The organism is Chryseobacterium sp. RR2-3-20, from assembly GCF_017808115.1.
In the GTDB taxonomy this organism is placed as follows: domain Bacteria; phylum Bacteroidota; class Bacteroidia; order Flavobacteriales; family Weeksellaceae; genus Chryseobacterium; species Chryseobacterium oryzae.
This window is the reverse complement of the sequence record NZ_JADQBD010000035.1, coordinates 17511-32456: the sequence shown is the minus strand read 5'-3', so window position 1 is coordinate 32456 and position 14946 is coordinate 17511. Positions and strand designations below refer to the sequence as shown.

The following is a 14946-nucleotide window of genomic DNA, read 5'->3' as shown; positions in this document are numbered from 1 at the left end:
ATCAAGGGGTTCTTTTTTGAAATTAAATGTAAAGCTAAATGTAAAATAGGTATTTAGGCTGTTTCTATTTTTAATAATTTTTATTTAGGACAGTATTGGTCTGAAATAATCTTTATGAAAATTTCTGCGGTTCAATTTTTGTATTTTATAAAGAAATTACAAATTGACAAGTTATGAAATTCGAAAATAACAAATCCGGAAATGGCGGAGTTATCACGCTAAGCAATGAAATAAAAGAAGTTGGGAGATTAACGTACACTATTTTCCCTGATCAGCATAAGCTAATTATCTCCTTTGTCTTAGTACATCCAGAATTTGAAGGTCGGGGAATGGGGAAATTTTTAGTAGAAGAGGCTATTAAATTTTCAAGAGAAAACAATTGGAAAGTCTATCCACACTGTTCTTACGCAAGAGCCGTAATGAGAAGAATGAACGACGTAGAAGATGTTTTTTTACAGAACTAAAACATCTTTCAGAAGAATATTTTCAATATCATCAGGATAATCTACTTTAAAATGAAGTTGAGAATTCAGCCATATTTCAATTTCATTTTTACATAAAATTTTCGAATTCGACACTCCCATCAAATCTAACGCTGCCGCATTGCATTCTTGTTCATATTGGTTATGAATAGGAATTACAAATAATTTTTTATCCATAAATAATGCTTCAGCAGGAGTTTCGAAACCTGCGTTGCACAAAATACCATCGCAGTTCTCGAAATTTTTTAGATATTTTACTTCATCAACTGGGAAAAATTCTATATTTTTATTTCTTTCGTAAGACAATCTATTTTTCGAAAAAACTTTCCATTCTACTGGAATTTCACTGAGTACTTTAAAAATATTCTCATCTGAAAAACTAGGCAAATACACCAAATAAAATCCTTTTTGTTGTGGATTCAAATTCCTGATTTTATCTCGTATTACCGGTTTTTTTATTTGAGGATGATAGTTTTCAAAATGAAAACCTATTTTTCGTTCACTTGGAACATAATATTCAAGAATCAGTTCTCCGAAAAAATCCTTTTTTAGAGGTTTGGGAGTTTCTTCAAAACTCATTGAAGCTTGGTGACTCAATTCAATCATATTCAAATTTCTCAGTTTAGAAGCCCATCCTGTGAGGGGTTCATAATCGTTGATGATTAAATCATACTGACTGAGATTGATGTTTTTTATTGTTTTGAATGCTTGAAGATAATTATTTTGGAAAAGAATTTTTTTGTAGGAAATACCGCCTGTTTTATTATAAAGCAACGAAATGCCTCTGTGAGAAAAATCTATGGGAAAATCTGCTTTCAACTGCGACTGATGTCCGCTTATTAATGTATCTACTGATGCATATTTTTTAAGAATAGGGATAATTTCCTGTGCTCTTGCCACATGTCCGTTCCCCGTTCCCTGAAAAGCATACAAAACTTTCATCTTATGTAAACTGGGTTACTATTTTCATTAAATCATTATTGTTGATTTCTCGGATTTCCTCAGAATCATCTTCTTTCAGCATGTGTTTATGATCTTCATAATAGAAAATTTTCCATTCGTTATTATGAAATTCCAAAGCTGAAAGATTTTCTATCCAGTCTCCTGAATTGAGATAAGTACAAGAACCTTTTTTATTAGCAACTTCACGTATCTGAGGCTGATGGATATGTCCGCAGATTACATAATCGTAATTATTATCAATAGCAAGTTCTGAAGCAGTGAGCTCGAAATCACCTATATATTTTACTGCTTTTTTTACGTTGTTTTTAATTTTCTTTGAAAAAGAATATTTTTCTTTGCCTAATTTATCAAGAAACCAATTCACCAAATTGTTGATGATAATAAGAAGATCATATCCTTTACCTCCCAGTTTTGCAATCCACTTAGAATGCTGAACGGAAGCATCGAAAACATCGCCGTGAAATATCCAGGCTTTTTTGGTATTTACAGTCAGACACAATTTATTGCAGACTTTAAGTTTTCCAAGCTCAAAATCTGTAAATTTTCTGAAAAATTCATCATGATTACCAGTTATGTAGTAAACATCGGTACTTTTAGTAGCTAAAGAGATTATTTTTTTAATAATCTTTAGATGAGGCTTAGGGAAGTAAGACTTTTTGAACTGCCAAATATCTATAATATCACCATTTAAAACCAGTGTTTTCGGTTGAATAGAATTGAGATACCGCAAAAGTTCTTTAGCCTTACATCCATAAGTTCCTAAGTGGACATCCGAAATTACAACCAATTCAACATCTCGTTTCATTTGCAGTTATTTATCTTTCAAACCAAATGTGGTCGCCATCAATCAGTATTTTCTGTTACCAAATATGGCGATTGCACAATTGATTCTTTTGCAAAGAAAACAATTGAAGATTAATTGTATATGAATGTAATATTATTTTTTACAGAGATTCTAAATGCTCATCTGTAATTTCCATATTGTGATATACGTTTTGTACATCATCGTCTTCTTCAAAACGCTCCAGCATTTTCATATTTGCCTTAAACTGCTCTTCAGAAACCTCTTTTGTATTGTTTGGAATTCTTTGCAGCTCTGCACTTTTAGCTTCGATACCCAATTCGTCCAATTTATGAGAAAGCGAACCAAAATCTTCGAAAGCTGTAGTAACCATTACTTCTTCTTCATCATCTTTTTCAACATCTTCAGCGCCACCATCAATCATTTCCATTTCAAAATCGTCCCAATCCATAGTGATTTTGGATAAGTCGATTGTAAAAATACCTTTTCTATCGAAAATGAATGCAAGCTCTCCGTTCTTGCCAAGATTGCCATCAAACTTATTGAAAACAGCTCTTACATTAGCAACTGTTCTGGTTGTATTGTTGGTTGTACATTCCACAAAAAATGCAACACCTCCTTGTCCATAACCTTCATAGGTAATTTCTTCATAATTCTCGGCATCGGCACCACTAGCTTTTTTAATGGCTCTTTCTACGTTATCTTTCGGCATATTTGCCCCTTTTGCATTTTGTATGCATCTTCTTAACGCCGGATTAGATTCCGGATCAGGACCACCTGCTTTTACAGCCAATGCAATATCTTTTCCTATTTTAGAAAAAGTTTTAGCCATCTTATCCCAACGAGCCATTTTAGAGGCTTTTCTATATTCAAACGCTCTTCCCATTTGTTTTTAAAATTTTCACAAAATTACTTAAAATCAACAACAAAAAAAATACCTCTGGAAGACCAGAGGTATTAATTATTTAGAAAATTTAATTATTTTCTTTTTTTAGAAGTTGCTTTTTTAGTAGCAGCTTTCTTTTTAGGAGTAGCAGGCAAGTCAGATTTTTTGTAAGTTTCCCACTCAGATCCTGAGATAGCTCTTACGATAACTTTTCTGTCTTTTTGTCTTGCAGCATCACTTGCAGTTGCAGGTACAGTAGCTTCTTGAGATCCGATACCGATAGACTTAAGTGTTGAAGGATTTACACCTCTGGCTTCTAAAGCAGCAACTACAGCAGCAGCTCTTTGTCTAGATAAGTTCAAGTTGTAAGCAACAGAACCTTTAGCATCAGTCATACCGATGACTACAAAGTTTTCAGCTGGAGCTTCTTTAATGATTTTAGCAGCTGTATCTAATTTACCACTAGATTCTTTTTTGATTGTAGCTTTGTTGAAATCAAACAATAAATCTTTGAATTCTTCAGTAACTGCAACAGCAACTGGTTTTGGTTTGGGTGGAGGAGGACATCCGTTGAATTCAGGAACACCTGGAACTGTAGGACATGCATCATCTTTGTCTAAGATACCATCACCATCTGTATCTGGCCAAGGACAACCGTTGTTTTCAGCAGGACCTGCTACTGTAGGACAAGCATCATCTTTGTCGATTACACCGTCACCATCTGTATCTGGCCAAGGACAACCATTGTTTTCAACTGGACCAGGAACTTCTGGACATTGATCGTCTTTATCTGGAACTCCATCCCCATCTGTATCAGGACATCCTTGGAATTCTGGTAAACCTGGAGTATCTGGACACAAATCGTCTTTGTCTAAGATACCATCTTTATCTCTATCTCTGTTCCCGAATCTAAAGTTCAAAGAAGCAGAAGCTTGCCAGAAGTTAGCAACATTAGATTTGTCTCCTGGAGTTGATACGTAATCACCTTGTACACCTAAACCGAAGTTTTTAGTTAGCCAAAGGTTAAGACCAGCACCAGTAGCAACGCTAAAGAAGTTTGCTTTACCCATTTCATTTCCGTTCTCTCCATTTAAAACATAAACACCATTAGCATCAGTTCTTGGGAAAGAAAGAGAAGTATGATCATGTCTTAAATAGTTAGCACCAACTCTTAAGTAAGGGTCAAACCAAGATTCTTCGTTCCAAAGAATACCTGCAGCTTTCACCTGTAAACCAAGACCTGTTTGTAGGAAAAATTCTTTCCCCATGTTGAATCTCTTGTTTTCAACATTACCAACAGTAGTCTGCCAGTCAATTACAAAACCTTTACCAATATTTCTGGCAACAGTTAATTTAGACAATGGTGGAGTGATTGAGAAGTTGCTCGTATTGAACATAGTCTTCGTCAAATTTGTAGCAGAGAATGTATTACTGAAATTACTTCCCTGTGCAAGGTGATTTTCCGCGTGAGCACCAACTCCGATCATCCACGGATTGTTGGTAGTCTGAGCGAACACAGTAGAAGCGACAGTAAGCGCCAATGCTGAAATTCCTAATTTTAGATTTTTCATAGAATTAAATGATTAAATAATTGATATTGCAAAATAAATATAATTTTTCTTTATAAACAAAGTTTTCAAGATGATTTTTAACTTTTCTTTAATATTCTACTGAGGTTTCTTTTATTTTCTCTATCTTTAATGGCTTCCCTTTTATCGAAGAGTTTTTTTCCTCTTGCTAAGGCTATCAATATTTTAGCCTTACCGTTATCATTAATATAAAGCTTTAAAGGAACAATCGTATTCCCTGCATCTTTCAGCTTTTTTTCGAATTTTGCCAATTCCTTTTTGTGCAACAGCAACTTTCGTTCCCTTTTTGTTTTGTGGTTGTAAAAAGTACCTAATTTATACTCATCAATCATCATATTTATAATGTACAATTCCCCATCAATAAACTGACAGAACGATTCTGTAATAGAAGCCTTGGAAGAACGTAAAGATTTTATTTCTGTACCCGTCAAGACCATACCTGCCTCTATTTCTTCTAAAATTTCATACTCAAATCGGGCTCTTTTATTAAGTATTCTTACGGTTTTTTCAATCTTCATTATTTCTAATTTTATAAGTTAAATATACAAATTTTGCTTTCGTATAAAAACTTGACTATTACAATATTATAAATTACCCAATTTCTTTTCGTAATTTTGCGCCAAATTTACAAAACTATATGTTAACAGTATCTAACTTATCTTTACAATTCGGGAAAAGAGTTCTTTTTGACGAGGTAAACATTATGTTTACGAAAGGAAACTGCTACGGAATTATCGGAGCAAATGGGGCAGGAAAGTCTACATTCCTTAAAATATTAACCGGAAAGCAAGATCCAACCACTGGACATGTTTCGCTGGAACCAGGAAAAAGAATGTCGGTTTTAGAGCAGGATCACTTTGCTTATGACCAATATACGGTGCTTGAAGCGGTTTTGAGAGGTAACAAGAAATTATTCGAGATAAAAGAAGAAATGGATGCGCTTTATGCGAAAGAAGATTTTTCTGATGAAGACGGGATTAAAGCAGGTGAACTTGGTGTAATATACGATGAAATGGGAGGATGGACTGCAGAATCTGATGCGCAAACCATGCTTTCTAACGTTGGTATTACAGACGATATGCACTGGCAATTAATGAGCGAACTTGAAAACAAAGACAAAGTGAAAGTTCTACTTGCTCAGGCACTTTTCGGAAATCCGGATGTACTTATTCTTGATGAGCCTACGAACGACTTGGATATTGATACAATTTCTTGGTTAGAAGATTTCTTAGCAGATTATGAAAATACCGTAATCGTTGTATCTCACGACCGTCACTTCCTAGATACGGTTTGTACACACATCGGCGACTTAGATTATGCTAAACTGAATCTTTATACAGGTAACTATTCTTTCTGGTATCAGGCTTCGCAATTAGCAACAAGACAAAGAGCTCAGGCTAATAAAAAAGCAGAAGAGAAAAAGAAAGAGCTTCAGGATTTTATTGCACGATTCAGTTCTAACGTTGCAAAAGCTAAACAGGCAACGGCAAGAAAAAAAATGATCGACAAATTAAACATCGACGATATTAAGCCTTCTTCAAGAAGATATCCTGCCATTATTTTTGAAATGGAAAGAGAAGCAGGTGACCAAATTTTAGATGTTAAAGGTTTAGAAAAAACAAAAGATGGAGAATTATTGTTTTCAAACATCGACTTAAATCTTAAAAAAGGCGATAAAGTTGCTGTTTTATCTAAAAACTCATTAGCAATTACCGAATTTTTCGAAATTTTAGCTGGAAATACCGAAGCCGATAAAGGAAGCATTGCTTGGGGAGTTACCACCAACCAGTCTCACATGCCTTTGGATAACACCAACTTCTTTCAGGAAGATTTAAGCTTGGTAGATTGGCTAAGACAATTCACGAAAAATGATGAAGAGCGTCACGAAGAATTCGTAAGAGGATTTTTGGGAAGAATGCTTTTCTCTGGAGATGAGGCTTTAAAATCTTGTAAAGTGCTTTCGGGAGGAGAAAAAATGAGATGTATGTTCAGTAGAATGATGCTTCAGAAAGCCAATGTTCTTTTACTAGATGAACCTACAAACCACTTAGACCTTGAAAGCATTACTACCTTGAACAACTCTTTGTCTAACTTCAAAGGAAATATTTTATTGGCTTCTCATGACCACGAAATGCTTTCCACAGTCTGTAACAGAATTATCGAACTGACTCCAAAAGGAATTATCGATAGAGAAATGACTTACGATGAATATCTAGCCGATAAAAAGGTAAAAGAATTAAGAGAAAAAATGTATTCTTAACTATTTAAAACCGTTCAATTTCTGAACGGTTTTTTTTAACATTTAACGTAAGCAATAAACTGTACTTTTAAATTTTAATTCCCTATTTTTGTGAAATGAGTCAAAAATGGATTTACAAGCCCGAACCCGATGAAGAAATTGTGGATGGATTAAGTTCGTCACTTGGTTTTGGAACATTTGAATCCAAACTACTAGTTCTCAGAGGAATTGACAATTATCGGAAGGCAAGAGAATTTTTCAAACCCAATATGACCGATATCCACAGTCCTTTTTTAATGGCAGACATGCAAAAAGCGGTAGAACGCATTGCTACAGCTATCGAAAACGGAGAAAAAATATTGGTATATGGAGATTACGATGTAGACGGAACCACTGCTGTTGCCTTAATGTATCTTTATTTGAGTAAAATTGTTCAGAAAAAATATTTAGATTTTTATATTCCCGACAGAAATTCCGAAGGTTACGGTATTTCCACCGAAGGAATAGATTTCGCCAAAGAAAACGGTTTCACCCTTATTGTTGCTTTAGATTGCGGTATAAAAGCAATCGACATGATTAATTATGCCAAAAGCAAGGATATTGAATTTATTATCTGCGACCACCATTTGCCGGGAGAAGAAATTCCGAATGCTACAGCAGTTCTCGATCCTAAAAGAAGCGATTGCAGATACCCTTTTAAAGAACTTTCGGGTTGTGGTGTTGGTTTTAAGCTTTGCCAAGGACTTAATACAATTTACAAAATTCCAGAAGCAGAACTTTTTGAGCTTACAGATCTTCTGGCTATCTCTATCGCAGCAGATATCGTTTCTATGACGGGCGAAAACAGAGTTTTGGCAAAAATGGGACTTAAAACTCTGAGAAAAACCCGAAATATGGGGCTTAGACTTTTAATTCCTGAAGATAAATTATCTCATTTCGAAATATCTAATATTGTTTTTGAAATCGCTCCAAAAATTAATGCTGCAGGAAGAATTTCACATGGTAAAGCTGCTGTTGAACTCATGGTTTCGGATAATCTGAAACATGCCCATCAAATTGTAAGCGATATCATGAATCTGAATGATGAAAGGCGAGAGCTGGACATGAATTCTACTCTTTCGGCACTCAACCAAATTATAGAATCTCAGCAGGAAACCAAATTTTCTACCATCGTTTATCATCCGGAATGGAATAAAGGCGTTATAGGAATTGTTGCTTCAAGGCTTACCGAAACGTATTATAAACCTACTTTGGTTTTTACAGACGGTAATAATGGTGAAATGGTGGCTTCGGCTCGGTCTGTATCCGATTTTGATGTACATGAAGCATTGGATATGTGTTCGGAATATTTCCTGAAATTCGGCGGTCATCATGCAGCTGCAGGACTTTCTATGGAAAAAAGCAAGTTTGAGGAATTCAAAATTAAATTTGAAAAAATAGTTGCCGAAAAAATTCAGGAACATCAGAAAGAACCTTCTATTACGATAGATTCTGAGGTTCATATTGATGAAATTAACCGTGATTTTATTAATTTTCACCGAAAGCTTGCCCCTTTTGGACCTCACAATATGAAGCCTAATCTTGTTTTGAAAAACCAAAAAATTTCAGGGTATGTAAAAACGATGGGAAAAGATAATAATCACCTTAAATTTTACATCAAACAAGAATCTACCGGTAGAAATATTGAATGTATTGGCTTTAAATTGGGACAGTTTGCTGATGATTTCAGAAGTAAATCTTTCGATATCGCCTTTACTCTCGAAGAAAATCATTGGAAAGGAAATGTTACCCACTGCCTGAATATAAAAGACGTAAAATTCAGAGATTAAGGTAAATTATACGGAAAGTTCCGTTTTAAACTTAAAACTGATTTGAAAGTTCAATTCTAAATTCAAAATAATTAATTTAAAACCAGAAGCTACAATAATTTCAAAGTTCTAAAAATGAAAAAAATCGGCTTATTTTTCGGTTCTTTTAATCCTATACATATTGGGCATTTAATTTTGGCAAACTATATTCTGGAAAATTCGGACATGAATGAGCTCTGGTTTGTAGTGAGTCCCCAAAATCCTTTCAAAGAGAAAAAAACTCTTTTAAAAGATAACAACAGACTAGAAATGGTAGAACTTGCAATAAAAAATTATCCTTCTATGCGAGCTTCTAATGTAGAATTCGGACTTCCCACACCCAGCTATACCATAGATACTCTTACTTATTTAAAAGAAAAATATCCAAACTATTCTTTCAGCCTTATTATGGGTGAAGATAATTTAAACTCTCTTCACAAATGGAAAAATGCTGATCTTCTCATAGAAAATCATCATATAATTGTTTACCCAAGAATAGACACAAATCAGGCAAAAGAAACTTCTAACATCCAACACGATAATATTTCTGTAATACATGCTCCCATCATTGAGCTTTCTGCCACAGAAATAAGAAATATGATTAAAGACGGAAAGAATGTTAGACCAATGTTGCCGCCGGAAGTTTTCGATTATCTAGACGGAAGCAATTTTTATAGAGATTAAATGCAGATGCCCAAACAATAACTTTTAAAGTTAGTTAATAATGAATTTTATAGAACAGTTTTTTTCAAAATATTCTCAGGAACAGATGATAAGATGGTTTAAGCGAATCTGTCTTGCAGAAGCCGTTTCCTGGTTTTTTCTTTTTACAGCCATGATCTGGATTCGTACCGACAAAGAAAGTATATTACCTACAATATACATTATTGTAATCGGAAATTTGCACGGTCTTTTCTTCTCTATGTATCTGCTTTTTCTTTCTTCGATGAGAAAAATATATCAGTGGGATGATGAAGATACTGTTTTTACTATTATTGCTGCATTTTGCCCTTTTGCAACGATTTGGATTGATAAAAAACTTGCCCGTTTTGACAGAGAATAAAAATTCCGCAAATAAAATCGGAAGATTTTATCCTCACAAAAAACATCAATCTTAATAATTCTATCTGAATTTTATTTAAACTTCAGATGATTTAAATTGCATTTCTTCCAATTTCAAAATTCCTGAAATTTTCTTCTGATTTCCGTAAAGCAAAAAACTTTTCCTTTAGCCTTCGTTTGTTTATATTTGCTTAATTCTCATTATTTATGAAATTAAATATTAAAAACGAAACAGGAAGATTAAAATCTGTTGTACTGGGACAGCCAAGTTCTATGGGATCGGTTCCTACTCTGGAAGAAAGTTACGATGCCAAATCTTATCATACTATACAGCACAATATTTACCCTAAAGAACAGGATATCATTAGCGAAATGAATGCTTTTGAAGCCGTTCTTAAGAAATACGATGTACAGGTTTTCCGTCCCGATATTATTGAAGATTACAACCAGGTTTTTGCAAGAGATGTCGCGTTCGTTATAGACGACAAAATGATTATTTCTAATGTAATTACAGACAGAGCCGATGAGCAGGATGCATACAAAAAAGTTTTTGAAAAGGTAGAATGGAGAAAAATTATCAACCTACCGGAAACTGCTCATATTGAAGGAGGCGATGTAATTGTTTGGAACGATTTTCTTTTCATAGGAACATGCTTTAGTGAAGATTACAGAAGCTATAAAACAGCACGTACCAACGAATATGCAATTGAAATTCTTAAAGAATATTTTCCGAAAAAGAGAATTATTGATCTGGAGCTGAAAAAAAATGACAAAGAGCCATATCAGGGAATTTTACATTTAGACTGTACTTTTAATCCGGTTGGGAAAGACAAATGCATTATTTATAAGAACGGATTTGTAGATGAAAGCGATTATAATTTAATTATTGATATTTTCGGAGAAGAAAACTGCTTCCACGTTACAGACGAAGAAATGTTTGAAATGTTTCCTAATATTTTCTCTATTTCGCCGGAAGTTATCGTCTCAGATAAAACTTTTACAAGAATGAATAATCATTTTAGAAACGAATGGGGAATCACTGTGGAAGAAATTCCTTACCGAGAAATTTCTAAAATGGGCGGACTCCTTCGTTGTTCTACCATGCCATTGGTTAGAGAATAATAGAGTTTAGTAACTGAATTATAAATTTTAAAGCAAAAATTTGTTACGGAAGTTCAGCAAAATTCAAAAAAAATAAAATATGCAGACAACAGATACGGTATTAATGATAGAGCCTATTGCATTCGGATATAATGCAGAAACGGCAGAGAATAATTATTTTCAGATTGAACAAAAAGGAGCAGATATACAGTCTAAAGCTTTAGCTGAATTTAAAGTTTTTGCTGAAAAACTGAAAAGTAAAGGTATTAATGTTATCAGCATTAAAGATACTTTAGATCCTCATACTCCAGACTCTATTTTCCCTAATAACTGGGTAAGTTTTCATAAAGACGGAAAAGTAGTTCTTTACCCAATGTTTGCATCCAACCGAAGAGTGGAAAGAAGAGAAGATATCATAGAAACCATTAAAAACCAAGGTTTTGAAGTTTCAGAAATAGATGATTGGTCTTTTCCTGAAACTCAGGGTCATTTTTTGGAAGGAACAGGAAGCATGATTTTCGATCATGATCATAAAATTGCTTACGGATCTGTTTCTTTAAGATTAGACGAACATATTTTCAGAGAATTTTGCGAAAAATACGGGTTCCAGCCCATCGTTTTCCATTCTTTTCAGACGGTTGGAGACGAAAGACTGCCAATTTACCATACCAATGTAATGATGTGCGTTGCAGACCGCTTTGTAGTCATCTGCTTAGATTGTATTGACGATGAACTGGAAAGAAGCAAAGTGATTGAAACCATTAAAAATTCGGGAAAAGAAATTATAGAAATTACCGAAGAGCAAATGCAACAGTTTGCCGGAAATATGCTTCAGTTACAAAATAATGAGGGTGAAAAGTTTTTGGTAATGAGCCAGACTGCATACCAATCTTTAGATAAAAATCAGATTGAAAATATTGAAAAATATTGTGAAATTATCTATTCGGATCTCCATACAATTGAAGTAAATGGCGGAGGAAGTGCACGCTGTATGCTCGCAGAGATTTTTTTACCTAAAAAATAATAACAAACCCATCAAATTATTGATGGGTTTGTTATTTATAAAAATATCTTTATTAATAGATCATAGATTTATGACGAAGTTAGTTCTTCTTTAAACCTTTCAATGGTTGTTTTATACATTTGCTCGTAAACAGGAAGAATATTTTTAAGGTCGAATTTTACAGCCTGCTCTTTAGCATTAATTTTCATTTGAGCTAAAAGCTCTTCATTACTTAATAATTTAATGCAGTAATTGCTCATTGCTTCTACATTTCCAATTTCTGCAAGATAACCGGTTTCTCCCTGAATATTCACTTCCGGAATTCCTCCTGCGTTGGAACTTATTACCGGAGTATACGCAGCCATTGCTTCCAAAGCCGCCAAACCGAAACTTTCCTGTTCAGAAGGCAGTAAAAATACATCAGAAAGCTGTAAAATTCTATAAAGATCATTCACTTTTCCTAAAAGTCTTATTTTTGAAATCAGATGTGGGTTTTCTTCCAAAAACTGGTTCACTTTTTCCATTTCTGGTCCCTCCCCAATAATAATGAGCTTAGATTTTACTTTTCTTTCTACATTTTTGAAAATCTGCAATACTTCTTCAACCCTTTTTACAGGTCTGAGGTTTGAAACGTGGATGAGAATCTTTTCGTCGGGATTGGCAAACTGAGTTCTTTGGCAATCATTGCATTCATCAAACTCAGAATTATCAATAAAATTGGTAATCACCTGAATTTCTTTTTTAATATTGAAAAACTGTAAGGTGTCTTTTTTAAGACTTTCAGAAACAGAAGTAATCGCATCCGATTGGTTGATGGAGAATTCTACCGCATGTTTGTAGCTTGGATGTTGCCCAACCAAGGTAATATCGGTTCCGTGGAGAGTAGTGACCAAAGGAATATCATTGCCGTCTTCTTTCAGCATTTGTTTTGCCGTAAAAGCAGCATACGCATAAGGAATTGCATAATGTGCATGAAGAAGATCGAGCTTGTAGAGATTAACCACCCGGTAAATCATGGAGCTTAATGCAATATCGTAAGGTTGATATTGGAAAAGAGGATAAGTCTGTACATTTACCTTATGAAAAAAAATATTGGGATTGGTTATATCTAATCTTGCAGGAAGTGCAGAACTAATAAAATGTACTTCATACCCTTTATTGGCAAGAGACATCCCAAGTTCTGTAGCTACAATTCCGCTTCCGCCGTAAGTTGGGTAGCAAAGTATTCCTATTTTCATATTTTTATATTATTTATTTTGAACAGGATTTTAAATCTGTTCCCATTCCGGCTTTCAATTCATCATTTACTAAAACAGGCAGTCTTCCCGATATTTTGGTTTTACCGTTCAGTGCTTCAGCAGTAGTATTCATAGAATCTTCGTTGTTTTCATAAGCAACCAAAACTGTAGAAACTTTAGAAATATCAACATCTTTCAATGCGTATGGGCTTCCGAAAACGTTTAGAATAACCTGATGTTTTTTTGCTAATTCAGCCAATATTTTTTTAGACTCTGCAGAAATTTTATAAGGCTTATAAGCTGTAGAATTATCTTTGTGAAACCCTATAATCACTGTAGAATTTACAGGAATAGAAGATATTTCTGAAGCTTTTTTCAAAATAACGTTAGAGTTTATATTTACCCGTTCTGCAAAATTCTGGTATGGTGCTTCTTCTAAAGGGACATAATAGTACGTTTTTTCAGATTTTAGGGGAAGAAGTTTTTTTTCATCTTTCAATAATGTAAGAGCATTAGAATAAAGATTCTGAACAATTTTTTTATGCGAATCATTATTGAGATCGTAATCGATGTTCTCAGGATTTCTTGGAGTATATTGATGAAGTCCTAAAAAATATTTTGTAAGAAGTATTTTTTTAACACTTTCTTCTACTCTCAGCTGAGAAATTTCTCCATTATCAATTGCCTTCTGGATTAATCTTTTACCTTCGGAAACACCTTGCGAAAAAAGCATAATGTCGTTTCCAGCTTTAAAAGCCAGAGCATCTAATTCTCCGGGCTTATATTTATTGGCAACAGCTCCCATATTAAGAGCATCTGTGATGATAAGACCTTGATAATTTAATTTTTCTTTTAATAATCCGGTGATAATATTTTTAGATATTGAAGCCGGAATTCCTTTTTCAGATTCCAAACTTGGTACATACAAATGGGCAACCATTACACCGCCAATACCTTTATTCATTAAAGATTTGAAAGGAGCAAGTTCAACCGAATTCAGTCTGTCTAGGTGGTGCGAAACTACTGGAAGATCTAAATGAGAATCGGTATTGGTATCTCCATGTCCAGGAAAATGCTTTATTGCCGCAAGTATTTGATGATCCTGTAAACCGTTTGCATAAGATAATGCTGATTTGGTAACATTCGAAACGTCAGATCCAAAACTTCTGTTTCCGATAATGGGATTGTTCGGATTGGTATTTACATCCACAACGGGAGCAAAATCCCAATTAATTCCCATTCTTTTGCAGTCTTCGGCAATTTTAGACGACATTTCATAAATTAATTCCTTGTCTTGGATAGCTCCCAAAGTCATTGCCCAAGGGAATTTGTGTGCTTTTGCAATTCTCTGGTATACTCCCCATTCTGCATCCATCCCGATCATTAAAGGAATTTTAGATTTCTGCTGAAACTCATTAACGAGCGATATTTCTCTCGCGGCATCGTCCTGCATTAAAATCAATCCTCCAATTTTGTCGTTTACAACAATATTTCTAATCTGGCTGATGTGATTTTCGTCTTTATTAGTATAAAGTGCAACAATAAAAAGCTGCCCCAATTTTTCATCCTGAGAAAGGTTGTCATAGGTTTTACTTACCCATTCCTCAGCTTTTTTTAAATCTGCTTTGGAAATATTCTTAGGCTGATATTGTGCCGCTACATTTGAGCCGAAAATAATAACAAAGAAAAGGGTGTTAAATAATAATTTATTCATAAGGTTTCGAACGTAAACAA

The 14946-nt window shown here is 34.2% G+C and carries 14 protein-coding genes; 7 read left to right on the top strand and 7 right to left on the bottom strand.

The window, feature by feature from the left end:
- Positions 1-173: 173 nt before the first annotated feature.
- On the top strand, positions 174-464 hold the full coding sequence (locus IV513_RS09435) for a GNAT family N-acetyltransferase (RefSeq protein WP_209390326.1): 291 nt from the start codon (positions 174-176) through the stop codon (positions 462-464).
- Here the strand turns inward: IV513_RS09435 and IV513_RS09430 are convergent.
- The 5 genes from IV513_RS09430 to smpB form a co-directional block, all read right to left on the bottom strand.
- Positions 453-1424: a glycosyltransferase family protein gene (locus IV513_RS09430; RefSeq protein ID WP_209390325.1), complete on the bottom strand. Its 972-nt coding sequence runs from the start codon at positions 1422-1424 to the stop codon at positions 453-455. The two genes, IV513_RS09435 and IV513_RS09430, sit on opposite strands and share 12 nt — an antisense overlap.
- A 1-nt stretch (position 1425) precedes the next feature.
- Positions 1426-2250, bottom strand: a complete 825-nt coding sequence (locus IV513_RS09425; protein WP_209390324.1) for a UDP-2,3-diacylglucosamine diphosphatase — start codon at positions 2248-2250, stop codon at positions 1426-1428.
- A gap of 139 nt (positions 2251-2389) precedes the next feature.
- Positions 2390-3133 carry a YebC/PmpR family DNA-binding transcriptional regulator gene (locus IV513_RS09420; protein WP_209390323.1) on the bottom strand — a complete coding sequence of 248 codons (744 nt, stop codon included), beginning with the start codon at positions 3131-3133 and terminating at the stop codon, positions 2390-2392.
- A gap of 92 nt (positions 3134-3225) precedes the next feature.
- Positions 3226-4704 carry an OmpA family protein gene (locus tag IV513_RS09415; RefSeq protein WP_209390322.1) on the bottom strand — a complete coding sequence of 493 codons (1479 nt, stop codon included), beginning with the start codon at positions 4702-4704 and terminating at the stop codon, positions 3226-3228.
- A gap of 77 nt (positions 4705-4781) precedes the next feature.
- Positions 4782-5240, bottom strand: coding sequence for an SsrA-binding protein SmpB (gene smpB, locus IV513_RS09410; RefSeq protein WP_209390321.1), 459 nt, complete (start codon positions 5238-5240; stop codon positions 4782-4784).
- 119 nt (positions 5241-5359) lie between these two features.
- On the opposite strand from smpB, the gene IV513_RS09405 reads away from it, so the two are divergent.
- From IV513_RS09405 to ctlX, 6 genes are all read left to right on the top strand, one after another.
- Positions 5360-6982 carry an ABC-F family ATP-binding cassette domain-containing protein gene (locus tag IV513_RS09405; RefSeq protein ID WP_209390320.1) on the top strand — a complete coding sequence of 541 codons (1623 nt, stop codon included), beginning with the start codon at positions 5360-5362 and terminating at the stop codon, positions 6980-6982.
- A gap of 95 nt (positions 6983-7077) precedes the next feature.
- Positions 7078-8790: a single-stranded-DNA-specific exonuclease RecJ gene (recJ, locus tag IV513_RS09400; RefSeq protein ID WP_209390319.1), complete on the top strand. Its 1713-nt coding sequence runs from the start codon at positions 7078-7080 to the stop codon at positions 8788-8790.
- Between the two features lie 114 nt (positions 8791-8904).
- Entirely contained in the window at positions 8905-9492 is a 588-nt protein-coding gene (nadD, locus tag IV513_RS09395) for a nicotinate (nicotinamide) nucleotide adenylyltransferase (protein ID WP_209390318.1), read from the top strand.
- A gap of 40 nt (positions 9493-9532) precedes the next feature.
- Positions 9533-9871, top strand: a complete 339-nt coding sequence (locus IV513_RS09390; RefSeq protein WP_209390317.1) for a DUF3817 domain-containing protein — start codon at positions 9533-9535, stop codon at positions 9869-9871.
- A gap of 206 nt (positions 9872-10077) precedes the next feature.
- Positions 10078-10992, top strand: coding sequence for a dimethylarginine dimethylaminohydrolase family protein (locus tag IV513_RS09385; protein ID WP_209390316.1), 915 nt, complete (start codon positions 10078-10080; stop codon positions 10990-10992).
- A 79-nt stretch (positions 10993-11071) separates the two neighbouring features.
- Positions 11072-11995 (top strand): citrulline utilization hydrolase CtlX, encoded by a 924-nt coding sequence (gene ctlX, locus IV513_RS09380; RefSeq protein WP_209390315.1) that lies wholly within the window; start codon positions 11072-11074, stop codon positions 11993-11995.
- Between the two features lie 68 nt (positions 11996-12063).
- On the opposite strand, the gene bshA is transcribed toward ctlX, so the two are convergent.
- Complete coding sequence (gene bshA, locus IV513_RS09375) at positions 12064-13212, bottom strand: N-acetyl-alpha-D-glucosaminyl L-malate synthase BshA (protein ID WP_209390314.1); 1149 nt, start codon at positions 13210-13212, stop codon at positions 12064-12066.
- 13 nt (positions 13213-13225) lie between these two features.
- Positions 13226-14926, bottom strand: coding sequence for a glycoside hydrolase family 3 protein (locus tag IV513_RS09370; RefSeq protein ID WP_209390313.1), 1701 nt, complete (start codon positions 14924-14926; stop codon positions 13226-13228).
- Between the last annotated feature and the right edge of the window lie 20 nt (positions 14927-14946).